At 66.5% G+C, this 22,794-nt stretch carries 24 protein-coding genes; 10 read left to right on the top strand and 14 right to left on the bottom strand.

From position 1 onward, the window contains the following. Window positions 1–21: 21 nt before the first annotated feature. The 3 genes from ACZ1I2_RS01955 to ACZ1I2_RS01945 form a co-directional block, all read right to left on the bottom strand. The gene (locus ACZ1I2_RS01955) at window positions 22–1,194 is read right to left on the bottom strand and encodes a serine hydrolase (RefSeq protein WP_465171278.1); all 1,173 of its coding nucleotides are present in this window, start codon (window positions 1,192–1,194) and stop codon (window positions 22–24) included. A gap of 176 nt (window positions 1,195–1,370) precedes the next feature. Next, window positions 1,371–2,957 carry an L-aspartate oxidase gene (nadB, locus tag ACZ1I2_RS01950; protein ID WP_465171279.1) on the bottom strand — a complete coding sequence of 529 codons (1,587 nt, stop codon included), beginning with the start codon at window positions 2,955–2,957 and terminating at the stop codon, window positions 1,371–1,373. A 94-nt stretch (window positions 2,958–3,051) separates the two neighbouring features. Then, a complete protein-coding gene (locus ACZ1I2_RS01945) occupies window positions 3,052–3,975 on the bottom strand; it encodes an ABC transporter ATP-binding protein (RefSeq protein WP_465171280.1) in 924 nt (307 codons plus the stop codon). Window positions 3,976–4,179: 204 nt separating this feature from the next. Between ACZ1I2_RS01945 and ACZ1I2_RS01940 the strand changes: the two genes are divergently transcribed. The 7 genes from ACZ1I2_RS01940 (at window position 4,180) to ACZ1I2_RS01910 (ending at window position 9,701) form a co-directional block, all read left to right on the top strand. Next, on the top strand, window positions 4,180–4,413 hold the full coding sequence (locus tag ACZ1I2_RS01940) for a zinc-finger domain-containing protein (protein ID WP_299904562.1): 234 nt from the start codon (window positions 4,180–4,182) through the stop codon (window positions 4,411–4,413). Window positions 4,414–4,432: 19 nt separating this feature from the next. Beyond that, a complete protein-coding gene (gene tldD / locus ACZ1I2_RS01935; RefSeq protein ID WP_465171281.1) occupies window positions 4,433–5,863 on the top strand; it encodes a metalloprotease TldD in 1,431 nt (476 codons plus the stop codon). A gap of 44 nt (window positions 5,864–5,907) precedes the next feature. Further along, a complete protein-coding gene (locus tag ACZ1I2_RS01930; RefSeq protein WP_465171282.1) occupies window positions 5,908–6,840 on the top strand; it encodes a DUF5996 family protein in 933 nt (310 codons plus the stop codon). Window positions 6,841–7,026: 186 nt separating this feature from the next. Then, a complete protein-coding gene (locus tag ACZ1I2_RS01925) occupies window positions 7,027–7,578 on the top strand; it encodes a pyridoxamine 5'-phosphate oxidase family protein (RefSeq protein WP_465171283.1) in 552 nt (183 codons plus the stop codon). Continuing rightward, on the top strand, window positions 7,578–7,781 hold the full coding sequence (locus tag ACZ1I2_RS01920) for a putative signal transducing protein (protein ID WP_465171284.1): 204 nt from the start codon (window positions 7,578–7,580) through the stop codon (window positions 7,779–7,781). The genes ACZ1I2_RS01925 and ACZ1I2_RS01920 overlap by 1 nt, the downstream gene beginning before the upstream one ends. A 145-nt stretch (window positions 7,782–7,926) precedes the next feature. Further along, a complete protein-coding gene (locus ACZ1I2_RS01915) occupies window positions 7,927–8,265 on the top strand; it encodes a P-II family nitrogen regulator (RefSeq protein ID WP_372856643.1) in 339 nt (112 codons plus the stop codon). 14 nt (window positions 8,266–8,279) lie between these two features. Continuing rightward, entirely contained in the window at window positions 8,280–9,701 is a 1,422-nt protein-coding gene (locus ACZ1I2_RS01910; protein ID WP_465171285.1) for an ammonium transporter, read from the top strand. 94 nt (window positions 9,702–9,795) lie between these two features. Here ACZ1I2_RS01910 and ACZ1I2_RS01905 read toward each other — a convergent pair whose 3' ends face one another. From ACZ1I2_RS01905 to recQ, 6 genes are all read right to left on the bottom strand, one after another. Then, the gene (locus tag ACZ1I2_RS01905) at window positions 9,796–9,972 is read right to left on the bottom strand and encodes a hypothetical protein (protein ID WP_465171286.1); all 177 of its coding nucleotides are present in this window, start codon (window positions 9,970–9,972) and stop codon (window positions 9,796–9,798) included. A gap of 48 nt (window positions 9,973–10,020) precedes the next feature. Beyond that, a complete protein-coding gene (locus ACZ1I2_RS01900) occupies window positions 10,021–11,610 on the bottom strand; it encodes a GMC family oxidoreductase (RefSeq protein WP_465175300.1) in 1,590 nt (529 codons plus the stop codon). Continuing rightward, the gene (locus ACZ1I2_RS01895; protein WP_465171288.1) at window positions 11,544–12,509 is read right to left on the bottom strand and encodes a sterol desaturase family protein; all 966 of its coding nucleotides are present in this window, start codon (window positions 12,507–12,509) and stop codon (window positions 11,544–11,546) included. The genes ACZ1I2_RS01900 and ACZ1I2_RS01895 overlap by 67 nt, the downstream gene beginning before the upstream one ends. A 9-nt stretch (window positions 12,510–12,518) precedes the next feature. Next, window positions 12,519–12,908, bottom strand: a complete 390-nt coding sequence (locus tag ACZ1I2_RS01890; protein ID WP_465171289.1) for a hypothetical protein — start codon at window positions 12,906–12,908, stop codon at window positions 12,519–12,521. Then, window positions 12,905–13,336 carry a protein tyrosine phosphatase family protein gene (locus ACZ1I2_RS01885; protein ID WP_465171290.1) on the bottom strand — a complete coding sequence of 144 codons (432 nt, stop codon included), beginning with the start codon at window positions 13,334–13,336 and terminating at the stop codon, window positions 12,905–12,907. Before ACZ1I2_RS01885 ends, ACZ1I2_RS01890 begins: the two co-directional genes overlap by 4 nt. Window positions 13,337–13,487: 151 nt before the next feature. Continuing rightward, window positions 13,488–15,257, bottom strand: a complete 1,770-nt coding sequence (gene recQ, locus ACZ1I2_RS01880) for a DNA helicase RecQ (RefSeq protein WP_465171291.1) — start codon at window positions 15,255–15,257, stop codon at window positions 13,488–13,490. Between the two features lie 104 nt (window positions 15,258–15,361). Here recQ and ACZ1I2_RS01875 point away from each other — a divergent pair, with 104 nt between their 5' ends. Next, complete coding sequence (locus ACZ1I2_RS01875) at window positions 15,362–15,649, top strand: GNAT family N-acetyltransferase (RefSeq protein WP_465175301.1); 288 nt, start codon at window positions 15,362–15,364, stop codon at window positions 15,647–15,649. Window positions 15,650–15,652: 3 nt separating this feature from the next. Here ACZ1I2_RS01875 and ACZ1I2_RS01870 read toward each other — a convergent pair whose 3' ends face one another. Continuing rightward, window positions 15,653–17,470 (bottom strand): ABCB family ABC transporter ATP-binding protein/permease, encoded by a 1,818-nt coding sequence (locus ACZ1I2_RS01870; protein ID WP_465175302.1) that lies wholly within the window; start codon window positions 17,468–17,470, stop codon window positions 15,653–15,655. 94 nt (window positions 17,471–17,564) lie between these two features. Here ACZ1I2_RS01870 and ACZ1I2_RS01865 point away from each other — a divergent pair, with 94 nt between their 5' ends. After that, complete coding sequence (locus ACZ1I2_RS01865; RefSeq protein WP_465171294.1) at window positions 17,565–17,795, top strand: hypothetical protein; 231 nt, start codon at window positions 17,565–17,567, stop codon at window positions 17,793–17,795. A gap of 59 nt (window positions 17,796–17,854) precedes the next feature. After that, the gene (locus tag ACZ1I2_RS01860; protein WP_465175303.1) at window positions 17,855–18,253 is read left to right on the top strand and encodes a hypothetical protein; all 399 of its coding nucleotides are present in this window, start codon (window positions 17,855–17,857) and stop codon (window positions 18,251–18,253) included. A gap of 4 nt (window positions 18,254–18,257) precedes the next feature. Here ACZ1I2_RS01860 and ACZ1I2_RS01855 read toward each other — a convergent pair whose 3' ends face one another. The 4 genes from ACZ1I2_RS01855 to crtY all read right to left on the bottom strand — a co-directional run bounded on the left by ACZ1I2_RS01855 (window position 18,258) and on the right by crtY (window position 22,719). Then, window positions 18,258–19,208: a phytoene/squalene synthase family protein gene (locus ACZ1I2_RS01855; protein WP_465175304.1), complete on the bottom strand. Its 951-nt coding sequence runs from the start codon at window positions 19,206–19,208 to the stop codon at window positions 18,258–18,260. A 103-nt stretch (window positions 19,209–19,311) separates the two neighbouring features. Further along, window positions 19,312–19,893: an LOG family protein gene (locus ACZ1I2_RS01850; RefSeq protein WP_465171297.1), complete on the bottom strand. Its 582-nt coding sequence runs from the start codon at window positions 19,891–19,893 to the stop codon at window positions 19,312–19,314. A 157-nt stretch (window positions 19,894–20,050) separates the two neighbouring features. Beyond that, window positions 20,051–21,532 carry a phytoene desaturase gene (locus ACZ1I2_RS01845; protein WP_465175305.1) on the bottom strand — a complete coding sequence of 494 codons (1,482 nt, stop codon included), beginning with the start codon at window positions 21,530–21,532 and terminating at the stop codon, window positions 20,051–20,053. Next, window positions 21,529–22,719, bottom strand: coding sequence for a lycopene beta-cyclase CrtY (crtY, locus tag ACZ1I2_RS01840; protein ID WP_465175306.1), 1,191 nt, complete (start codon window positions 22,717–22,719; stop codon window positions 21,529–21,531). Before crtY ends, ACZ1I2_RS01845 begins: the two co-directional genes overlap by 4 nt. Window positions 22,720–22,794: the final 75 nt, after the last annotated feature.

Here is a 22,794-nt window from a genome sequence, read left to right as displayed (position 1 = left end):
AAGCCCGACTTGCCCTGGGCTCTAGTTGTTCAGGATGGTCGCGGCATCGGCCGTGCCGCCGCCGCTGGCAACCGCATAACCGCCCCCGCGATGGCTTCCTACCACCGCCGTGACGACTGCCTGCATCAGCGCCTGGCGCGCCGGGATCGGCCTGGGCGTGTCCCCGATCATGATCGCGACGGCATAGCTGCGGCCGTCGGGCGCCATCAGCAGGCCGACATCATTATAACCCGCGGTGCGTCCGCCGAGATCCTGGCCGGTGCCGGTCTTGTGGCCGAAGCTCCAGTCGCCGGGCACTGCGCCGTGCATGCGCTGCTTGCCGGTCTTGGAGGCTTCCATCGTGCCGATCAGATAGTCGGTCGATTGCCTGGAGAGTAACTGGCCGGTCTTGAGCCTGGCGAGCGCGCCCGCGATGGCGGCAGGCGCGGCACCGTCTGGCGGATCGGCGACATAACGGTCGAACGCAGCGGTCCGTGCAGCCTGGGGCAGTCGCGCGCGGGCAACTGCAAAGGCATTGCCATAGGCATATTCCGGCTTCCACTCGAGCCCCGCCGTTCCGCTCTGCAACAGCTTCTCGCCCGGGCCGAAGCGGATGTCGCCCAGTCCCTTGCGGCGGATGAAATCGCGCACCGCCGCCGGCCCGCCGACATAGCGCAGCAGCCGGTCGTTGCAGGTATTGTCGCTCATCGTCAGCGCGCGCCGCAGCAGCTCGCCGATCGTGGTGCGATAGCCGTCGCCCTTCACCAGCGCGGCGATCGGCTGGTGGAACAGGGTGAAATCCTCCCGGGTCAGCGTGACCGGATCGTCGAGCGTCAGCCGGCCGCTGTCGCGATAGTCCAGCACGGTCATCGCCACCCACAGCTTGCTCACGCTCTGTTGCGGCAGCCGGGTCTCGCCATTGCTGGAAACGGTCCATCCCTGGTCGATGCTGCGCACCGCGATGCCGACCTTGCCGTTGAAGTTGCGGGCGAGCGACGCGATGTTCGCGACCAGCGCCTCGGGCGCCGCGGGCGGCAGCGGCCTAGGTGCGGGCGGCGGAACGGGAACGACCAGCTGATAGCTGGGGCGCGCCGGCGCGGGGGGGATCAGGGCGAGGTGCCGGCTGGCGTCATTGCCGCACGCGCAGAGCGCTGCGGCGAGCAGGATGACCGATACCGGCCTTGGAAAATCAAACGGCAGAATCTGCGTCACCAATCATGTCCCACCCCGGTGCCGATCTTAGGCCCGGAATCTCCTTGAGGAATCCCCAATGTGCCAGCGTTGCGATGAACCGCGGCTGTCACAAGGTGAAATGCTGGTGAAAGCAATCGGGACCAGGCTTTTGATTCCATTCGGGAGTCTTGTGGCTCGATCAGGTCCGGGCGCGTTCCTCAGGGGATCAGGACGGTGTCGATCGCTTCGGGCAGCATCGCGGGATAATCGAGCGTATAGTGCAGCCCGCGCGATTCGTGCCGATGCAGCGCGGACCGGACGATCAGCTCGGCGGTCTGGAGCAGGTTGCGCAGCTCGATCAGGTCGGGCGTGACACGGAAATGGCCGTAATAGTCGTTCACCTCGTCGGTGAGCATCCGGATGCGGTGCTGCGCGCGTTCAAGCCGCTTGGTCGTGCGCACGATCCCGACATAATTCCACATGAAGCGCCGGATCTCGGTCCAGTTCTGCTTGATCACGACTTCCTCGTCCGAATCCTCGACCCGGCTTTCATCCCAGGGGCGGATCGGGGGCGGCGCGGGCAGCTCGTCCCAATGCTCCAGGATATGGTCGGCCGCCGCCTCGCCGAACACGAAACATTCGAGCAGGGAATTGGAGGCGAGCCGGTTCGCGCCGTGCAGGCCCGATTCGCTGCACTCGCCCGCGGCGTAGAGCCCGGGCAGGTCGGTCTTGCCGTGCAGGTCGATCACGACCCCGCCGCACGTATAATGCTGCGCCGGCACCACCGGGATCGGGTCCTTCGTCATGTCGATGCCCAGCCCCAGCAGCTTTTCGTAGATGTTGGGGAAATGCTCCTTCACGAACTCCGGCCCGCGATGGCTGATGTCGAGATGGACATAATCGAGGCCGAGCCGCTTGATCTCATGGTCGATCGCGCGCGCCACGATGTCGCGCGGCGCCAGCTCCGCGCGCTCGTCGAAATCGGGCATGAAGCGGTATCCCGTATCGGGAATCAGCAGATGCCCGCCCTCGCCGCGCACTGCCTCGGTGATCAGGAAATTCTTGACCTCCAGATTATAGAGGCAGGTCGGGTGGAATTGCATGAATTCCATGTTCGACACCCGGCATCCCGCGCGCCACGCCATGGCGATGCCGTCGCCGGTCGCGCCGCGCGGCGCGGTGGAGAAGAGATAGGTCCGCCCCGCCCCGCCCGTCGCCAGGATCGTGGCGCGCGCGGTGCAGAGCTCGACCCGCCCGGTCGCGCGGTTGACGGCATAGACGCCCCAGACATGGCCCGATCCCGAATAGCGCTCCTCATGGCGGCCGGTGGCGAGGTCGATCGCGACCATGTCGGGCACCAGGGTGATGTTGGGATGCGCCTCGGCGGCGCGCTGCAGCGCTTCCTGCACCGCCCAGCCGGTCGCATCGGCGACATGCACGATCCGCCGGTGGCTGTGCCCGCCCTCGCGCGTCAGGTGCAGGGTGTCGCCGTCAGTGGCGAAGGGCACGCCAAGCTCTTCCAGCCGCGCGATGGCGGCGGGCGCGCGCTCGACCACGAACTCGACGGTCTCGCGGTCGTTCAGCCCCGCGCCGGCGATCATCGTGTCCTCGATATGGCTTTCGAAGGTGTCGCCCGGTTCGAGTACTGCGGCGATGCCGCCCTGCGCCCAGGCAGTCGATCCCTCGTTGAGCCCGCCCTTGGCGAGCACGGTCACCTTGACCCGGTCGGCGAGATTGAGCGCGGCGGTCAGCCCGGCCGCGCCGGATCCGATGATCAGAACATCGCTTGAATGAAAGTCCGGCACGCCTACTCCGTTCGTATCGAGCGAAGTCGAGACCAGTCGTTCGATCCGCGTTTCCAGCGACTACGCCCGAAACGGAAGGGAAAACAAGCGGTCGCTACCCGTTGGATGCCCGGGTGAGGTTCAGGAACACGTCTTCCAGATCGGCCTCGCGGGTCGAAACGTCGACGATGCCATAGCCGTCGGCCTGAACCGCGGCGAGCACTTCGCCGGCATTCACCCGGTCCTTGGCATAGGTGATCGCGAGCGTTCTCGTGCCCTTCAGCTCGATCTTCTGGAAACACACCGACTGGGGTGGCGTCACGACGTCGCGGTCGACCGTCACCTCGACCAGCTTCTCGGTCGCCTTGCCGACCAGCTCGCGAGTCGGCTCGTTCGCGATCACCTTGCCATGGTTGATGATGGCGATGCGGTCGCACAGCTGCTCGGCTTCTTCGAGATAATGGGTGGTCAGCACCACCGTCACGCCCTGCTGGTTGAGTCCGCGGACATAAGCCCAGAGCTGCTGGCGCAATTCGATGTCGACGCCCGCGGTCGGCTCGTCGAGCACCAGCACCGGCGGCGTATGCACCATCGCCTTGGCGACCATCAGCCGCCGCTTCATCCCGCCCGACAAGGTGCGGGCATAGGCGTTCGCCTTGTCCTCCAGATGCACCGCGCGGAGCAGCTCCATCGACCGCCGCTTCGCCTTGGGCACGCCGTAGAGCCCGGCCTGAATCTCCAGCGTCTCGAACGGGGTGAAGAAGGGGTCGAACAGGATCTCCTGGTTGACGATCCCGATCGACGCCTTGGCATTGCGCGGATGCTGGTCGATGTCGAAGCCCCAGATCGAGGCCTTGCCCTCGGTCTTGTTGACCAGCCCGGCCAGGATGTTGATCAGGGTCGACTTGCCCGCGCCGTTCGGCCCGAGCAGCCCGAAGATCTGCCCGCGCGGCACTTCGAAGGACACATCGTCAAGCGCGCGCTTGCCGCCCTTGTAGGTCTTACACAGGGAGTCGATGACGATCGCGGCTTCGGTCATGGGGGAGCCTGTAGGCGCGGCAAGGCGCAACCTCAATCCTCCCCGGCACGGGGAGGGGGACCATCCGAAGGATGGTGGAGGGGGCGTGCCGCAGACGGAACGCTCGCGGCACGCCCCCTCCACCACGCCGCTTCGCGTCGCGGTCCCCCTCCCCGTGCCGGGGAGGATTGTCGACCACCTCCCACCTTGCTATCGCGCCACCTCATGATCGCCCCGCCCGAAACCCTCCGCGTCTCCCATCGCCGTGTCGCCTGTGACGGCGCGACCGACATTCCCGGCGGCGCCGCGCTCGGCCATCCGCGCGTGTTCCTCGAGATCGACGAGCATGGCTATGTCGATTGCGGCTATTGCGACCGCCGCTTCGTGCTGATCGGCGGGCCCGCCGATGGTGTCGATCAGTCGACGCTTCCCGATCATCCGGCTGGCGCCAGCGTCTGACCTGCCTATATTGGCGTGCATGACCAGCCTTACAGACCCCCGCTCGTTCCTCTATCACGATGGCCAGCTCGATCCCGCGGAGGCGCAACGCCTGACCGCGTCGGCGCTCGCCAGGGCCGATGACGGGGAGCTCTATCTCCAGTATCGCAAGTCGGAAGCGTTCGGCTTCGACGACGGCCGGCTGAAGACCGCCAGCTACGACACGCATTCCGGCTTCGGCCTGCGCGCCGTCTCGGGCGAGACCACGGCCTTCGCCCATGCCAATGAACTGAGCGCCGCCGCGATCGGCCGTGCCGCCGAGACGATGGCGCTGATCGATCCGTCCGCCGCGGCCAAGGCCCCGCCGCCGCGCGCGACCAACCGCCATCTTTATACCGATGCCGATCCGCTCGATCTCATCCCCTTCGCCGACAAGGTGAATCTCTGCCAGACGATCGACGCCGCCGCCCGCGCGCGCGATCCGCGCGTGGCGCAGGTCTCGGTATCGCTGTCCGGAAGCTGGAGCGTGGTCGAGATCGTCCGCGCCGATGGCTTCGTCGCGACTGACATCCGCCCGCTCGTCCGTCTCAACGTCTCGATCGTGGTCGAGCAGAATGGCCGGCGCGAGACAGGCAATTTCGGGCTTGGCGGTCGCTATCTCTACGACACGCTGATGCAGCCCGAGACGTGGAACCGGGCGATCGACGAGGCGCTGGCCCAGGCCGTGGTCAATCTCGATTCGGTCGCTGCGCCCGCCGGCGACATGACCGTGCTGCTTGGCCCGGGCTGGCCCGGCATCCTGCTGCATGAAGCGATCGGGCACGGGCTCGAAGGCGATTTCAACCGCAAGGGCACCAGCGCCTTTTCCGGCCGGATCGGCGAGCGCGTCGCGGCGCCGGGCGTAACGGTGATCGACGACGGCTCGATCGCGGACCGGCGCGGCTCGCTGTCGATCGATGACGAAGGCACGCCGACTCAGGAAAATGTGCTGATCGAGGACGGCATCCTGCGCGGCTATATCCAGGACCGGCTCAATGCGCGGCTGATGGGCGTCGCCCCGACCGGCAATGGCCGCCGCGAAAGCTTCGCGCATGCTCCGATGCCCCGCATGACCAACACCTTCATGCGCGCCGGCAAGGACGATCCCGCCGAGCTCCTCTCGCGGGTCAAGAACGGCATCTTCGCCAAGAGCTTCGGCGGCGGCCAGGTCGATATCGTCTCGGGCAAGTTCGTCTTCTCCTGCACCGAGGCGTACAAGATCGAGAATGGCAGGCTCGGCGCCCCGATCAAGGGCGCGACGCTGATCGGCGACGGCCCCAGCGTGCTGACCAAGGTCACCGGCATCGGCAACGACTTCGCGCTCGACGAAGGCGTCGGCATGTGCGGCAAGGGCGGCCAGAGCGTCCCCGCCGGCGTCGGCCAGCCGACCCTGCTGGTCAGCGGGCTGACGGTGGGCGGCACGGCGGTGTGATCTTCGTCCCTCCGCGCGAGGGATGATGAAACAAGGAAGAGATGATGTCTGGCTGGCCTGAACTCGACTGGCTCTCGTGGCGCGAGACCGCGATCGGGCTCCAGCTTCGCACCCAGATCATCGGCAAGGTCCGCCTCGCGCTGACGCCATGGCTCAACCATAGCTGGCACGTCCCGCTCTACGTCACCGCGCGCGGCTTGGGCAGTTCGGCCATCCCGTGCGGCGACCGCATCCTGCAGATCGATTTCGACCTGATCGCTGACCGGGTCGTCTTCGCCGCCAGCGACGGCGGCGTGAAGACCGTTCCGCTCGCGGCCGGCAGCATCGCCGATTTCCACGCTGCCGTGGTGGAGGCGCTCCGGGACCTTGGCGTCACGACGTCGTTCGACGGCACGCCCAGCGAGATGCCGGGCGCCCTGCCTTTCGCCGAGGATCGCGAGCATCGCCCTTATGATGGGGAGGCCGCGCGCCGCTTCTGGCGTGCGCTGATCCAGGCGCAGCGGGTGTTCGGCCAGTTCCGCACCGGCTTCCTCGGCAAGGCCAGCCCGACTCATTTCTTCTGGGGCAGCTTCGATCTCGCCTCGACCCGTTTCTCCGGCCGCGATGCGCCGCGTCATCCCGGCGGTTTGCCCGGCCTGCCTGACGATGTGACGTGCGAGGCGTACAGCCATGAGGAATCGAGCGTCGGCTTCTGGCCCGGCAGCGACGCCTGGCCGCACGCCTCCTTCTACGCCTATGCCTATCCGGCGCCCGCCGGCTATGGCGATGCCAGGGTCGAACCGTCCGAAGCCGTCTACAGCAGCGAGATGGGCGAGTTCCTCCTGTCCTATGACGCAGTCCGCACCGCCGCCGATCCCGACGCGGCGCTGCTCGCTTTCTGCCAGTCGACTTATGATGCCGCCGCCGACCTGGCCGGCTGGGACCGCGACGCGCTCGAATGCCCGCTTGGCCGGCCACGGGTGCCACGCAAGGTCTGAGCTTCCAAGCTTTCCCAGGCGCGCGTTGGAAAGAAGGGCGTTTCACGCGAAGGCGCGAAGACGCGAAGATGTGCCGTCGCGGACGAGCGCCCATCGGGTTCCTCTTCGCGTCTTTGCGTCTTCGCGTGAACATATTCCTTTCTCGCGCCCCTCCCGAACCGGCAACGGCTGTGGTACGGACCGCCCATGGCCGAGTTCTTCGATGCCCTCACCGACGACCACCGCGCCTTTCTCGCGCGCCAGCCGGTGTTCTTCGTCGCCACAGCTGCCGAGGGGGCTCGGGTCAACCTCAGCCCGAAGGGCATGGACTGTTTCCGGGTGCTGGACGACAAACGCGTCGCGTATCTCGACGTCGCCGGCTCGGGCAACGAGACCAACGCGCATCTCCTCGCCGACGGCCGCATCACCATCATGTTCTGCGCCTTCGAGAGCCCCGCGCTGATCTTCCGTATCTATGGCCGGGGCGTGCCGGTCCTGCCGCAGGACGATCGCTGGGCCGTGCTGGCAGCTCATTTCACCTTGCTCCCGGGCACCCGCCAGATCTTCGAGGTGGCGATCGACCAGGTGCAGACCAGCTGCGGCTGGGGCGTGCCGCATATGCGCTTCGAGCGCGAGCGCGAGACGCTCAGCAAATATCATGCGAAGTCGAGCGATGAGGAGCGGTTCGGCAAATATGCCCGGCGCACCCACAGCATCGACGGCCTGCCCGTCCGCAATCCGACCCGGGCCGCTCAATAGTGGCGTTGGTAGAGTTGGGCCGCTTCAACCGCAACGAAGCCCATATCGTGATCGGCCGGCTCGATTCGGAAGGGATCGATGCACTCGCGCTCGACGGCAATGCGAGCATCGCGGACGGCAGCTATCTGTTCATTCCCGTCCGCGTGATGGTCGATGACGAGGATCTGGCGGCCGCCCGCAAAATCCTGTCGGATACTGCCTGATTCTTGGGCAGCCGTTAGCGGCTGCACAAAAATTTACCTGCGGGTAACATTTCCTTTCAGAAAATGGCGCGGAAACGCGTGTTTTCGACTCTGGCACGACCATTGCTGATGTTCCCCCGGGACAATTCTCACAAGGGGGGCGCCGGTGAAACTCATCATTGCCATCATCAAGCCATTCAAGCTCGACGAGGTCCGCGAGGCCCTTACCGAGATCGGCGTCGCGGGCATGACCGTGACGGAAGTGAAGGGCTTTGGCCGACAGAAGGGCCAGACCGAGATCTACCGGGGGGCCGAGTACAGCACCAACATGGTGCCCAAGATCAAGATCGAGATCGTCTGCGCGGCGGACCTCGCCGGCAAGGTCGTCGAGGCGATCCAGGCATCGGCCAACACCGGCGCGATCGGCGACGGCAAGATCTTCGTTCTCGATGTCGGCCAGGCGGTGCGCATCCGCACCGGCGAAACCGATGAAACCGCGCTGTGAGTAAGGGGGCAGTGATGAAGCATGCATTGAAATACGCCGGCATCGCCGGTCTCGGGGCCGGTCTCGGGGCGGCGCTCTTCGCCGCTCTTCCTGCCTGGGCGCAGGATGCCGCAGCGGCCGCACCGCCGGCACCCAACAAGGGCGATACCGCCTGGATGCTCACCTCGTCGGTGCTGGTGCTGATGATGTCGGTGCCCGGCCTCGCGCTCTTCTATGGCGGCCTGGTCCGCACCAAGAACATGCTGTCGGTGCTGATGCAGGTCCTGATGATCGTCTGCGTCGCGTCGCTCGTCTGGGTTTGCTGGGGCTATTCGATGGCCTTCACCGCCGGTTCGGGCGCGACCGCGCCGTTCGTCGGCGGCTTCTCCAAGCTCTTCCTGAAGGGCGTCGATGCCACCACCCTGGCGGCGACCTTCTCGAACGGGGTCTATATCCCGGAATATGCCTATATCTGCTTCCAGATGACCTTTGCCTGCATCACGCCGGCGCTGATCGTCGGTGCGTTCGCGGAACGCGTGAAGTTCACGCCGCTGATCATCTTCGTGGTTGCATGGCTGACGATCGTCTATTTCCCGATCGCCCACATGGTCTGGTACTGGGCCGGCCCGGACTTCCTGCCCAAGCAGCCGGGTGACTTCGGCTATCTCTACGGGATCGGCGCGCTCGACTTCGCCGGCGGCACCGTGGTGCACATCAACGCCGGTATCGCCGGCCTGATGGGCTGCCTCGTGATCGGCAAGCGTCTCGGCTACAAGAAAGAGCCGATGCCGCCGCACTCGCTGACCATGACCATGATCGGTGCCTCGCTGCTGTGGGTCGGCTGGTTCGGCTTCAACGCAGGCTCCAACCTCGAAGCCAACGGCGTCACGGGCGTCGCCTTCATCAACACCTTCGTCGCCACTGCCGCCGCGGCCGTTTCCTGGGCCGTGATCGAGCAGATTGTCCACAAGAAACCGTCGCTCCTCGGTGCGGCAACGGGCGCCGTCGCCGGCCTCGTCGCGATCACCCCGGCCTCGGGCTTCGGCGCGCCGATGACGTCGATCATCCTCGGCCTCGTCGTCTCGCCGATCTGCTTCCTGTTCGTGACGACCGTGAAGAACGCGCTGAAATATGACGACTCGCTCGACGTGTTCGGCGTCCACTGCATCGGCGGTATCGTCGGCGCGCTGGCGACCGGCATCATGGCCGATCCGAACCTCGGCGGTCAGGGCTGGTTCGACTACACCGTCATGCCAGCGGTTGCCGGCAAGTACGACATGGGCGCGCAGATGATCACGCAGCTCAAGGCGATCCTGATCACCCTGGTCTGGTCCGGGGGCGTGTCCTTCGCCCTGTTCACGCTGCTCAAATACACCATCGGCCTTCGCCCGAGCGAAGATGTCGAGGCCGAAGGCCTGGACATCAGCGAGCATGGCGAGCGCGCCTACAACTACTGACAAGTTCGGGGCCGGTCATAGGGCCGGCCCCCCCTCTCGTTCCTCCTGCGGACGACCTCAGGCCGGTGCGGCAACGCACCGGCCCTTTTTTATGTCAGGAAGCGGGAGGCGTTTCTTCCTCATGGGTATCCGCGGGTTCGGAGGCGACGTCGCCCTCACCCTGCTGCTTGCGATAGCGCCGCGCGGCCAGGGTCGCGCCCAGGATGAAGCCGCCCGGCACGAGCAGGATCGCGGCCGCCAGGCCGACGCGGTTGAGGGTCTTTCTGTCCATCGGGCGGCGCTACACGCGAAATGCTGAACGCGCGCGTTATGAATGGTGTCAGCCCGCGAGATCGGCCTTCACGAAATCGGCGCAGCGCTCGCCGATCATGATCGACGGCGCATTGGTGTTGCCGGAGATCAGCTTGGGCATGATCGAGGCATCGGCGACATAGAGTCCCTCCACGCCGCGCACGCGCAGCGTCGGGTCGCACACCGCCAGATCGTCCGATCCCATCCGCGCGGTGCCGACCGGGTGATAGATGGTGTCGGCCCGGGCGCGGATCAGCCGCTCCAGCGCATCGTCGTCGTTCAGGTCGACCGGATAGCGGTCGCGGCCCTTGTGATCGGCGATCGGCGGCGTCTCGAGGATGCGGTACATCGCCCGCACGCCCTTCTTCAGCAGCTCGACATCGCGCCTGTCGCTGAGAAAGGCGGGGTCGATCAGCGGCGCGGCGCGCGCATCGATCGACTGGAGCCGGACGGTGCCATGGCTCTCCGGCCGCAGCACGCAGACATGGCAGGAAAAGCCGTGGCTCTTCACCTTGGTCCGCCCATGATCCTCCAGCACCACCGGCACGAAATGCAGCTGGATGTCGGGCGCGGGGGAAATGGGGTCGACCGTCAAAAAGCCGCCCGTCTCGGCATAGGGCGTGGTCATCGCGCCCCGCCGGTGCCGCATCCACTGCACGATCGCGCCCATGGACTTGAGCGTGCCCTTGAGCGACTGGCCGATGAAATAGCTGCCCTTCACCTCGAACCCGGCGACATAATCGACATGGTCCTGCAGGTTAGCGCCGACCATCGGCCGGTCGATGCGCACGGCAATGCCCTGCTCGCGCAAATGCTCGCCCGGCCCGATGCCCGACAGCATCAGCAATTGCGGTGTGCCGAACACCCCGCCCGCGAGCACCACCGCGCGGCGCGCGCGGATCACCCTGGCCTGACCATTCTGCACATAGGCGACGCCGCTGGCGCGGCCTTCGTCGAACAATATCCGCTCGGCGGTGACCTCGGTCAGCACCTGCAGGTTGGTCCGCCCGGCAGCGCTCTCGACATAGGCGCGCGACGAGCTCCAGCGCTCGCCGCCCTTCTGCGTCACCTGATAGACGCCGACGCCGTCCTGCCTGGCGCCGTTGAAATCCTCGTTGATCGGAATCTGCAGCTGCCGCGCCGCCTCGACGAACTCGATCGATCCCGGATGCGGGTCGCACTGGTCGCTGACATGCAGCGGCCCGTCCCCGCCGTGCCAGGCATCGGCCCCGCGCTCATTGCTCTCGCTGCGTTTGAAGACCGGCAGCACCTCGTCATAGGACCAGCCGGGGCAGCCCATCGCCGCCCAATTGTCGTAATCCCATTTGTTGCCGCGCAGATAGAGCATCGCGTTGATCGCGCTCGACCCGCCGAGACCGCGCCCGCGCGGCTGGTATCCGCGCCGGCCGTTCAGCCCGGCCTGGGGCACCGTTTCGAACTGCCAGTTGGTCTTGGGCGTCTGGAAAGCGATGAAGCCCGGGATTCGCGTACGGAACCCGGTGTTGGGCCCTCCCGCCTCGAGCAGGGCAACGCTGAAGCGCCCATCCTCGCTCAGCCGGCCGGCTGCTGCCGCTCCGCCCGATCCGCCCCCGATGACGACGATGTCGGCTTCTTCCACGCGACCCCCTCTCGTGCCTGCTCTTTTTCGAGCCAGCGTTGTTTGATTGTTTCGGACGTGTCGCGGCTGCCATCATGGCTCCAGCCCGGCGGCTGCACGATATAGCCGAGCTTGGCGCGCAGCCCGGGTGCCGCCCATACGTCCCTGGCGATGCCCACCCATTCGTGGAACGCCGCCCAGACCAGGTTGAAGCTGCCCAGATTCTTGACGATGCCGTACCGCGGCCGGTCGTCGTCGCGCTCGGGCTCGTAGGTGCCGAGCCATTTGTCCCACACGATGAACACCCCGGCATAATTCTTGTCGAGATAGCGCGGGTTGGTCGCGTGATGGACGCGGTGGTGCGACGGCGTGTTCATCACCGCTTCGAACCAGCGCGGCATGCGGTGGATCACTTCGGTGTGGATCCAGAACTGGTAGATCAGGTTGATCCCACCCACGAAGAACACCATCGCCGGCGGGAAGCCGATCAGGAACAGCGGCAGCCGGAAGATGAAGCCGATCGAGATGAAGCCGGTCCAGGTCTGCCGCAGCGCCGTCGACAGATTATAATGCTGGCTCGAATGGTGGATGACATGGCTCGCCCAGAACCACCGCACCCGGTGCGCCGACCGGTGGAACACATAATAAGCGAAATCGTCGATCACGAAGCACAGGACGAACCAGTACCAGGCATAACCGATGTCGAAGAGCCGGTACTGCGACAGCCACACCGCCAGCGTATAGACGAAACCGCCGGTCAGCACCCCCGCCACGGTGCTGCCCGTGCCGAGCGCGAGCGAGGTCAGCGTGTCCTTCGGCTCATAGCGTTTGCGGTCCTTCGCCCAGGCGACCAGCATCTCGGCCAGCACCAGCAGGACAAAGGCCGGAACCGCATAATCGACGGGATTCGGCAGCGTCATGCAGACTGCTTACACTCTTGTCAGCGACGCTTCCAGCCCACGTACATCCGATTCCAGCACGCCGAGCAGGGTCACGTCGCCGAACAGCCGCTCGCCCGTCCTGACCGTGACGCCCTCGATCGCCGGTCCGATCGACAGCGGTGCAAGCAGCCGCCGCGCCGCGACGCGCGCGCCGTGCCGCTTCAGCACCGCGATCGCGCCATTGCCCGCGACGATCGCCGCGCCGCCATCCTGGCTGACCAGCGCGGCATGCGCATAGAAACCCACCAGCATGTCCTCGGCGATCTCGCGCGCCTCGGCCGCGCTGGCGATCCGGCTTTCGCCCAGCCGCAGCCACCGCGCGACCCCGGCCAGCGCCAGGATCGCCACGATCGACCCGGCGAGCTGGACCCAGTTCACCTGCCGCCCGCCAGCGTGTCGAGCAGGGGCTGGATGCCGGTAAGGTCGTATCCCGTGGCCGCGGCCTTCGACATCAGTCGATCGGGGTTGTCGCCCATCTTCGCGCGCGCCAGCGCCCAGAGATTGCAGGAGCGCGTGCCCGAGCGGCAATAAGCCAGCACCGGCCCGTCCGCGCCTTCGAGCGCCGCGACCATCGCATCGACCTGGTTGCCCGAGAAGCCGGCATGGGTGATCGGGATCGCGGTATAGGACAGGCCGGCCGCCTCGGCCGCGGCGCGGATCGCCTCGCCTTCGGGCTGGCCGCCTTCCTCGTCATCGGGCCGGTTGTTGACGATCGCGGTGAAGCCGGCCGCGGCGATCTCCGCCACGTCCTCGGGCGTGATCTGGGGGGAGACGGAGATCGAATCGTCGATAGGGCGAATGTGCATGCCGAACCTTCATAAAAACCCCTCTCCCAGCGGGAGAGGAAGGGGCCCATGCGCAGCATGGGAGGGTGAGGGCGACTCAGCTACCGGTCGGACGCCGGGAAATGGGTCAACCTCACCCCAACCCCTCTCCTAAAAGCAGAGGGGCTTTGCGTCACGCCCCATCGCGGATCACGCTGAGAAACGCATCGCCATAGGCTTCGAGCTTGCGTTGCCCGACCCCCGAAATCCGTCCCAGCGCGGAGAGATTGCCCGGCTTGGTCGTCGCCATCTCGCGCAACACCGAATCATGGAAGATGACGTAAGGAGGCACCTGCCCCTCCTGCGCCAGCTCGCGACGCTTGGCGCGCAATGCCTCGAACAGCGGATCGCCGACCGGATTGGCCACAGCATTCGCGCCGCGCCGTCCTCGCCGCTCGCGCCTGGGCGGCAGGATCAGCGCCACCTCGGACTCGCCCTTCAGGATCGCCCGCGCCTCGGGCCCGAATTCGAGCCCGCCGAAATCATTCGCCCGCAACGCATCGCGCAGCAGCAGCGCGCGTGCGACCGGCTTGATCAGCGCGGCTTCCTCGGGGCTCGACGCGATACCGAACACCTTCAGCGCCTCATGCCCGTTCATCAGGCTGCGCTCGCTCGACTGGCCGGTCAGGATGCTTTCGATATACCCCACGCCGAAGCTCTGCCCGGTGCGGAACACGGCGGAGAGGAATTTGACCGCGACCTCGGTGGCATTCACCGCGCTCGGCGGATTCAGGCAATTGTCGCAATTGCCGCAGGTCTCGGGCGACTCGTCGCCGAAATGCTTGAGCAGGATGCGCCGCCGGCACCCCGCCGTCTCGACCAGCGCACCCAAAGCGGTCAGCCGGGTGCGCTCGCCCGACTGGCGATGCGGCTCCACTTCGGAAATCCGCTGGCGCGCCTTGGCGAAATCCTCCGCCCCCCAGAACAGATGCGCGATGGCCGGGTCACCGTCGCGCCCGGCGCGGCCGGTCTCCTGATAATAGGCCTCGATCGATTTGGGCAGCCCGGCATGCGCGACGAAGCGGACGTCGGGCTTGTCGATGCCCATGCCGAACGCCACCGTGGCGACCATCACCATGTCCTCGGACGCGACGAAATCAGCCTGGTTGCGCGCGCGGACATGCGGTTCGAGGCCGGCATGATAGGGCCGGGTCGACCTGCCCGTCGCCGCCAGCTTCTCGGCGAGCTGTTCGACCGCCTTGCGCGTCTGGGCGTAGACGATGCCCGGGCCGGGCTGCTCGGCAATCACATCGGCGATCTGCCGGGTCGTGTTGTCCTTGGGCGAGATCAGATAGCGGATGTTGGGCCGGTCGAACCCGGCGACGATCATGCCGTCGCGCGGGATGCCGAGCTGTTCGAGGATGTCGGCGCGGGTATGCGCATCGGCGGTCGCGGTCAGCGCGAGTCGCGGCACATCGGGGAAATGATCGAACAACGGCCGCAGCAGGCGATAATCGGGCCGGAAATCATGCCCCCATTCGGACACGCAATGCGCTTCGTCGATCGCGAACAGCGCCAGCCGCGCCTGGCCGAGCAGATTGCGGAAGCTCTCGCCCGACGCCCGCTCGGGCGCGACATAGAGCAGGTCGAGCTCGCCTGCGCGGAACCGGCCGATCGTCTCCATCTGGTTGGTGTCGACCGAGGTCAGGGTCGCGGCGCGAATGCCGATCGCTTCCGCCGCGCGCAGCTGATCGTGCATCAGTGCGATCAACGGCGAGACGATGACGCAGGTGCCGTCGAGCATCACCGCCGGCAATTGATAGCAGAGCGACTTGCCCGCACCGGTCGGCATCACCGCGAGCGTATTTTGCCCGGCCAGCACGCGGTCGACCACCTGGCGCTGGACGCCGCGGAACTCGGGAAAGCCGAAAGTGGATTGCAGGACGGGAAGCGGATCGTTCACGCTGCCTCACATAATCCCGCCGCTTCAAAAAGCCATGCGGCACCTTGGGATATGTGGTGCGAGGTGGCTGGCCTAGCCCGGTGCTTTCCTGTTAGCGGGTGTGCATGACCGAGGAAGTTCGCGACAATATCGCTGCCCACCGCTTCGAGCTGGTGGTCGATCGCCATCTCTCCTTCAGCGAATACACGCTGGACGGCGATGTCATCACCTTCACCCACACCATCGTCCCGCCGGCGCTGGAGGGGCATGGCGTGGCCAGCCGGCTGATCTCGGGCGCGCTGGCTCAGGTGCGCGCCCGCGGGCTGAAAGTGCGGCCGGTCTGCAAGTTCGTGAAGGCCTATATCGAACGGCATCCGGAGTGGCAGGATCTGCTGGCCGAACCGCTGGCCTGAGCCTTACTCGGCTGCCAGTGCACCCTCTTCGCGTTCCTGCGCCTGGCGGTTCCACATCTCCGCATAGAGCCCGTCCCTGCGCAGCAACGCCGCATGGCTGCCGCGCTCGACCACGCGTCCCGCCTCCAGCACGACGATCTCGTCGGCATGGACCACGGTCGACAGTCGGTGCGCGATGACGATCGTGGATCGGCCCCGCCCGATATCCTCCAGCGTCGCCTGAATCTCCGCTTCGGTGCGGCTGTCGAGCGCGCTGGTCGCCTCGTCGAGGATCAGGATCGGCGGGTTCTTGAGCAGGGTGCGGGCGATCGCCACGCGCTGCTTCTCGCCGCCCGACAGCTTCAGCCCGCGCTCGCCGACCCGGGTCGCATAGCCCAAAGGCTGGCGCTCGATGAACTCCGCGATCGCGGCGCCCCGTGCCGCGCGTTCGATATCTTCCTGGCTCGCGCCCTCGCGGCCATAAGCGATGTTGTAGCCGATCGTGTCATTGAACAGCACCGTGTCCTGCGGAACGATACCGATCGCGGCGCGCAGCGAATCCTGCGTCACCTGGGCGATATCCTGCCCGTCGATGGTGATGCGTCCGCCCGTCAGATCGTAGAACCGGTACATCAGCCGCGCGAGCGTCGATTTGCCCGCGCCCGACGGCCCGACCACCGCCAGGGTGTGCCCGGCGGGAATGTCCAGGTCGATGCCCTTCAGGATCGGCTGGCCGGCATCATAGCCGAACCGCACATCCTCGAACCGCACATGGCCGGCGCCGACGACCAGGGGCTTGGCGCCCGGCGCATCGGTCACTTCCGACGGCGTGTCGATCAGGTCGAACATCGCGCCCATGTCGATCACGCCCTGGCGGATCGTGCGATAGACCATGCCGAGCAGATCGAGCGGGCGGAACAGCTGGGCAAGCAGGGTGCTGACCAGCACGACGTTGCCGGCGGTATAGCGCCCCTCGCTCCAGCCCCACACGACCAGCGCCATGCCGCCCGCCATCATCAGATTGGTGATGAGCGCCTGGCCGATATTCAGCCAGGCTAGTGAATTCTCGCTGATCACCGCGGCACTGGCATAGGCGGCGATGCCTTCGTCATAGCGCCTGGCCTCGCGTTCCTCGGCGCCGAAATATTTGACCGTCTCGAAATTCAGCAGCGAATCCACCGCATGCGCCACCGCGCCGGTGTCGAGATCGTTCATCCGCGAGCGCAGTGCCGCGCGCCAGTCCGTCACGAACCGGGTGAAGACGATGTACGCCGCGACCATCACCAGGGTGCCGACGACCAGCCCGGGCCCGAATTTGGTCCAGAAGATGCCGAGCACCAGGCTCAGCTCGAGCACCGTCGGCGCGATGTTGAACAGCAGGAAATAGAGCATCGTGTCGATACTCTTGGTGCCGCGCTCGACCACCTTGGTGACGGCGCCGGTGCGCCGTTCGAGATGGAAGCGCAGCGACAGGCGGTGGAGGTGCCGGAACACCGCCGCCGCCAGCCGGCGCGTCGCTTCCTGCCCGACGCGCTCGAACACGGCGTTGCGCAGATTGTCGAACACCACCGATCCGAAGCGCGCGGCGGCATAGCCGATCACCAGCAGCAGGATCAGCGTGGTCGCGCTGCGGTCGCCCGCGCCCATGCCGTCGATCGCCCCCTGCAGCGCGAAAGGCGCGCCGTAAACCTGCACCAGCTTGGAGGCGAGCACTAGCAGCAGCGCGATGACGATGCGCAGCCGCAACATCGGCGCATCGGCCGGCCACAGATAGGGCAGGAAGCGCCGGAGTGTCGGAATCAGCGGGCGCTCGATGCGGGTCGGTTCGGTCATGGGGGGCATTGTGGCCAATATAGGCACGCTGCCTCCAATCGAAAGTATTTCACGGAACAAGAGTCTCGCTTCGTCGATTGACGCCTTGACTGGGAGCCGAAGCATGGAACCGTTCTACTTCGTCATGGCGATCATGGGCTGCGCGGACGGTTCGACTCAATGCGCGGAGGCGCGCGTTGTGCCCGTGCGTTATGCCTCGGTCGCGCAATGCCAGGCCGCGATGCCCGCCATGCTCCAGCGCAACAGCGACATCGATTACCCGGTCATCAGCGCCGCGTGCCGCTCCAACCGCCCGCAACTCGTCCAGGCCAATCCGCAACGCCGGGGCGGCTGAAGCCCTTCCGCTTTCGGGCGTCGCTGCTACGGTGACCGTCACACGCGGCTGGGCGGGCGATGCGCAGGATTCTAGGCATTATTCTTGGCGTGATCGCGGCACTGCTGGTGCTGTGGGTGACGGGCTATCTGTATCCAGTGTCCGAACTGGACAGTGCCGACTCCGCTGCGTTGGCCGAGATCGTCCGCGGCATGCCGGTTTTCGCCAAGCTGGTCGTAGTGGCGGGCTGGCTGGTCGGCGCGCTGGCCGGGGCGTGGCTCGCGCTTCGTGTCAGCGACTGGCGCGTCGCGGGATGGATCGTCTCGTTCGTCGTGCTCGCCGACAATATCGCGACCATCGTCACCCTGCCCCACCCGCTGTGGATGCAGGCCTGCGCGGTGACCCTGCCCATCGTGGGCGGCGCGATCGGCATATGGGCGCACCGCAAGCCCTATCCGGGGGAGCCGTTGCTCGGCTGAAGCGTCAGCGCGGCCTTGTCCACAAATTCGGGTCGCGGGGCAGGGGCGGATAGAGCGTCCGCCGCTGGGTCGCCTCGCGCGCCGCCCGCGCGATCATCGCGATCTTGGCGCTGGTCGAGGTGGTGACGCGGTGGTCCCAGGCATGTTCGCCGCGCTCGGCCACCGCACGCCCGATCGCGCCATAGATGCCCGCCGCCGCCAGCACCGCCCAGGCGGATCGGAAGGGCAGCGCCGGGGTCCCCGCCCGCGCGCTCGTTTCATAGTCGGCGGCGCGTGCGGCGAGCCTTTTGGTCAGCACCGCGAGCCGCTGGCGGAAGGGCGGCTTCATATGCTGGCCCGGCGGGATGTCCATCTCGACCAGCCAGTCCTCGGGCAGATAACAGCGCCCGACCCGGTCATCCTCCTCCACGTCGCGCGCGATATTGGCGAGCTGGAAGGCAATGCCGAGGTCGCAGGCGCGGTCGAGCGTCGCGTCGTCATCGGGCGACACGCCCATCGCCACCGCCATCATGCAGCCGACCGCGCCGGCGACATGATAGCAATATTTGTAGAGGTCATCCTCGCTGCGCGGCCGCCAGTCCTCCGCATCGAGCGCGAATCCCGCGATCAGGTCGCGCGCGAAGCGTCGCGGCATGTTCGTCTCGGCCGCGACGATGCGCAGCGCGTCGAATGCCGGGTCGCCGACCCAGTCGCCGGCGAGCGCCGCCTCGGTCATCGCCGAGATCCGCGCCAGCCGCGCCGGCGCATCCTCGACGATCGTCATGCCGTGCCCATGGTCCTGGCCGTCGGCGATGTCGTCGCATTTGCGGCACCAGGCATAGAGCAGCCAGGCGCGTTCGCGCGTCTTGCGGTCGAACAGCCGGCTCGCCGCCGCGAAGCTCTTCGATCCCCGTGCGATCGATTCCGCCGCCGTCGCGACGATCGCGTCGCGTGTGGGGAGGGTACCGGTCGTCACCGTGAAATCCCCTTCCCTCCGTTCGTATCGAGCGAAGTCGAGACACCCTGGTCAGGGACGGGCTGCTCGACTTCGCTCGATACGAACGGAGGGGATGCGGGAATCACAGGTCCTTGGCGCGCATCTTGGTGATCGTCTCGATCGGCGTGTGATCGGCCATCTTCGCGAGCAGCCCGTCGAGCGTGTCGTCGATCAGCAGGATGTTCTGATGCTGCGGCCGCAGGAAACCGACTTCGCCCATCTTTTCGTAAAAGGCGATGAGATGGTCGTAATAGCCCGCCACGTTGAGCAGCCCGACCGGCTTGGCGTGATAGCCGATCTGCGCCCAGCTCAGCGCTTCCCACAACTCGTCCATCGTGCCCGTTCCGCCGGGCAGGTTGATGAAGCCGTCGGACAGGTCGGTGAAGGCCTGTTTGCGCTGGTGCATCGTGTCGACGACCTGCAGCTCGGTCAGCCCGCGATGCGCAACCTCGGCGGTCACCAGCGCGGTCGGGATGATCCCGATCACCTCGCCGCCCGCCTCCAGCGCACTATCGGCGATCGCCCCCATCAGCCCGAGCCGCCCGCCACCATAGACGACGCCGATCCCTCGCTCGGCAAGCGTGCGGCCGACGGCGCGGGCGGACTCGATGTAAACCGGATCGGCTGGGCTGGCCGATCCGCAATAGACGGCAAGGCGTTTCATAGCTCCTCCCCGGCACGGGGAGGGGGACCATTCGCCTCTTCCGGCGAATGGTGGAGGGGGGCTTCCGCAGGCGAAGCGCTTGTGGCGCTCCCCCTCCACCACCCGCTGAAGAAGCGGGCGGTCCCCCTCCCCGTACCGGGGAGGATTTGAAAACACATCACCGTGGTCCCTCCAGCATCAACGCCGCCGTCGCCTTGGCGCTGCCGACGACCCCTGGAATCCCCGCGCCCGGATGCGTGCCCGCGCCGACGAAATAGAGGTTCGGAATCTCGTCGTCGCGATTATGCACCCGGAACCAGGCGCTCTGCGTCAGGATCGGCTCCAGGCTGAAGGCGCTGCCGAGATGCGCGTTCAGGTCGGTCGCGAAATCGCTCGGCGCGTAATGGAATTTGGTCACGATCCGGTCATGGATATCGGGGATCAGCCGCCGCCCGATCTCATCGAGGATGCGCTTTTCCAGGATCGGCCCGATCTCGGCCCAGTCGACCGGGAATTTGCCGAGATGCGGCACCGGTGCCAGCGCATAGAAGGTCGAATGACCCTCTGGTGCCAGGCTCGGATCGGTCACGGTCGGGTGGTGGAGATAGAGCGAGAAATCCTCGGGCAGCACGCCGGTCTCGTACAGGTCGGTGAGCAGCCCCTTATAGCGCGGGCCGAACAGGATCATGTGGTGCGGGATGCCCGGCCAGGTGCCCTTGATCCCGAAATGCACCACGAACAGCGACGGCGAGAAGCGCTTGCGCTCGAGCTTGGGCACCGTGCGTTGCGCGCTGCGCGAGGATTTCAGCAGGTCGCGATAGATATGGACGACGTCGCCGTTGCACGCGACCATGTCGGCGGTGCCTTCCCAGCCCGACGCCGTGACCACGCCGGTCGCCTTGTCGCCCAGGGTCTCGATGCTGGTCACCGGATCGTTCAGCCGCAGTACCCCGCCCAGCCGCTCGAAATGCGTGACCATGCCGGCGATCAGCCGGTTGGTCCCGCCCCTGGCGAACCACACCCCGCCGTCGCGCTCCAGCTTGTGGATCAGCGCGTAGATCGCGCTGGTCGTCATCGGGTTGCCGCCGACGAGCAAGGTGTGGAAGCTCAGCGCCTGGCGCAGATGCTCGTCCTTCACGAAGCTCGACACGATCGAATAGACCGATCGCCAGGCCTGATATTTCGCCAGCGCAGGCGCCGCCTTGATCATCGACGCGAAGTCGAGAAATGCGACATGGCCGAGCTTCTCATAGCCTTCGTGGAAAACGCCCGCCGAATAGTCGAGGAACTTGCGATAGCCGGCGACATCCTCCGGGTTGAGCCTAGCGATCTCCGCCATCAGCACAGCGTCGTCATTGGTATAGTCGAAACTGGTGCCGTCGGGCCAGTTGAGCCGGTAGAAAGGCAGCACGGGGGTGAGCGTCACGTCGTCCGCCATGCTGCGCCCGGTCAGCGCCCATAATTCCTGCAGGCAGGGCGGGTCGGTGATGACGGTCGGCCCGGCATCGAAGGTGAAGCCGTCCTTCTCCCACACATAAGCGCGCCCGCCGGGCTTGTCGCGCGCCTCGACGATGGTCGTCTCGACGCCCGCCGATTGCAGGCGGATGCCGAGCGCGAGCCCGCCGAACCCGGCGCCGATGACGATGGCGGTACGGCTCATGCCGGGCTCCGGCGCGCGGCCGGGCGGATGGCGGAACCGGCGATCGCTTCGAGCGCGCGACCCACCGGTACGGGGGGCTTGCCCATCAGGACACGGGCCTTGTCGGATAGGGTCGATTTTCCAGCATAGAAACGGCCTATAAGACGAGGATCGAGTCGATAGAAGCGTTCCAGGATGCGATAGCGTTCGGCGGGCTCTGCAGCCCTGAACAGCATCTTGTCGAGCATGCGGTAGAAGCCGCGCCGGCGCCAGGTCGATCGGGCGAGGTCATAGGTCAGGTCGTGCAGCGCGCTGCCCGACAGGTCGGCCGCCCGGGCGATCAGCGATGCGGTGCGCACCGCATCGGGCAGCGAATAGCCGGTGGTCGGGTGGAACAGCCCGGCGCGCATGCCGGCCTTGGCGACCCTGGAGCCCCCGCTGCGCCAATAGGCCTCGAAATCGCCGCCCATCGCGACGGGCAGCACGCCGGTCTCCTCGCGCAGGACCTGCCTGACCTGCCAGCCGCGCCGCGCCGCATAGCCGTCGATGCGCCGGGTCAGCGCGGCGCGGTCGAGATCGGGGGTGTCGCTGTAATAGGTGTCCTCGACGAACATCCGCGTCGCCGTGAAGGGCAGGCAATAGACGAACCGGTATCCGTCGATCTGCTCGACGGTCGCATCCATCACCAGCGGCGTCGGCTGGTCGTGCGCCGCGCCCAGTTCGAGCTCGCGGCCCAGGAATTTCTGCCAGCCCAGATCCAGCAGGCCGAGATCGGCCGGCCCCCGGGCATCGATCACGCCCCCTGCCGCGATGCGTTCGCCGTCCTCCAGCACCACCATGGTCGGACCGGCCTCGATCACTCTGCGCCCCGTCACCAGCGCGCCTTCCGGCAGTGCGGCGCGCACGACGCTATCCAGCTGTGCGGAGTCGATCGAATTATAGGCGGTGTTCAGCGTGCGCCGGTGCGCCGGAAAGGCGATGTCATATCGCCCCCAGCCGTGGCTGATCAGCGGCGCGACGATCCAGCGGTCGCCCTCCGCCACGTCGCTGGCGAAGAAGGACCAGAGATGGTTGCCGCCGATCCGGCCCGATTCCTCGATCAGCCGGATGTCGAGATCGGGGCGTCGCTTCTTCAGCGCCAGAGTCACCAGCCCGCCCGCCAGTCCGGCGCCGATGATCGCGATATCGCAGGAGAGAGGCGCGGGCATGATGTTGCGTAGCGGAATCGCTTCGCTGTGCAAATCGCCCGCTTGTCCCTTTGCGATGGTGGATTAGGATCGGGG

The organism is Sphingomonas sp. BL-S-29 (assembly GCF_055521495.1).
This window is presented reverse-complemented; position numbering and strand designations above follow the sequence as displayed.

Bases quoted from the DNA above. Each gene is read 5' to 3' on its own strand.
- ACZ1I2_RS01895 (WP_465171288.1), bottom strand. From the start codon at position 12,509: ATGACGCTGCCGAATCCCGTCGATTATGCGGTTCCGGCCTTTGTCCTG.
- ACZ1I2_RS01870 (WP_465175302.1), bottom strand. From the start codon at position 17,470: ATGCCCCCCATGACCGAACCGACCCGCATCGAGCGCCCGCTGATTCCG.
- ACZ1I2_RS01885 (WP_465171290.1), bottom strand. From the start codon at position 13,336: ATGCACATTCGCCCTATCGACGATTCGATCTCCGTCTCCCCCCAGATC.
- ACZ1I2_RS01850 (WP_465171297.1), bottom strand. From the start codon at position 19,893: ATGAAACGCCTTGCCGTCTATTGCGGATCGGCCAGCCCAGCCGATCCG.
- ACZ1I2_RS01845 (WP_465175305.1), bottom strand. From the start codon at position 21,532: ATGAGCCGTACCGCCATCGTCATCGGCGCCGGGTTCGGCGGGCTCGCG.
- ACZ1I2_RS01925 (WP_465171283.1), top strand. From the start codon at position 7,027: ATGGCCGAGTTCTTCGATGCCCTCACCGACGACCACCGCGCCTTTCTC.
- ACZ1I2_RS01860 (WP_465175303.1), top strand. From the start codon at position 17,855: ATGCGCAGGATTCTAGGCATTATTCTTGGCGTGATCGCGGCACTGCTG.
- ACZ1I2_RS01875 (WP_465175301.1), top strand. From the start codon at position 15,362: ATGACCGAGGAAGTTCGCGACAATATCGCTGCCCACCGCTTCGAGCTG.
- ACZ1I2_RS01945 (WP_465171280.1), bottom strand. From the start codon at position 3,975: ATGACCGAAGCCGCGATCGTCATCGACTCCCTGTGTAAGACCTACAAG.
- crtY (WP_465175306.1), bottom strand. From the start codon at position 22,719: ATGCCCGCGCCTCTCTCCTGCGATATCGCGATCATCGGCGCCGGACTG.
- ACZ1I2_RS01930 (WP_465171282.1), top strand. From the start codon at position 5,908: ATGTCTGGCTGGCCTGAACTCGACTGGCTCTCGTGGCGCGAGACCGCG.
- ACZ1I2_RS01865 (WP_465171294.1), top strand. From the start codon at position 17,565: ATGGAACCGTTCTACTTCGTCATGGCGATCATGGGCTGCGCGGACGGT.
- ACZ1I2_RS01910 (WP_465171285.1), top strand. From the start codon at position 8,280: ATGAAGCATGCATTGAAATACGCCGGCATCGCCGGTCTCGGGGCCGGT.
- ACZ1I2_RS01905 (WP_465171286.1), bottom strand. From the start codon at position 9,972: ATGGACAGAAAGACCCTCAACCGCGTCGGCCTGGCGGCCGCGATCCTG.
- tldD (WP_465171281.1), top strand. From the start codon at position 4,433: ATGACCAGCCTTACAGACCCCCGCTCGTTCCTCTATCACGATGGCCAG.
- ACZ1I2_RS01940 (WP_299904562.1), top strand. From the start codon at position 4,180: ATGATCGCCCCGCCCGAAACCCTCCGCGTCTCCCATCGCCGTGTCGCC.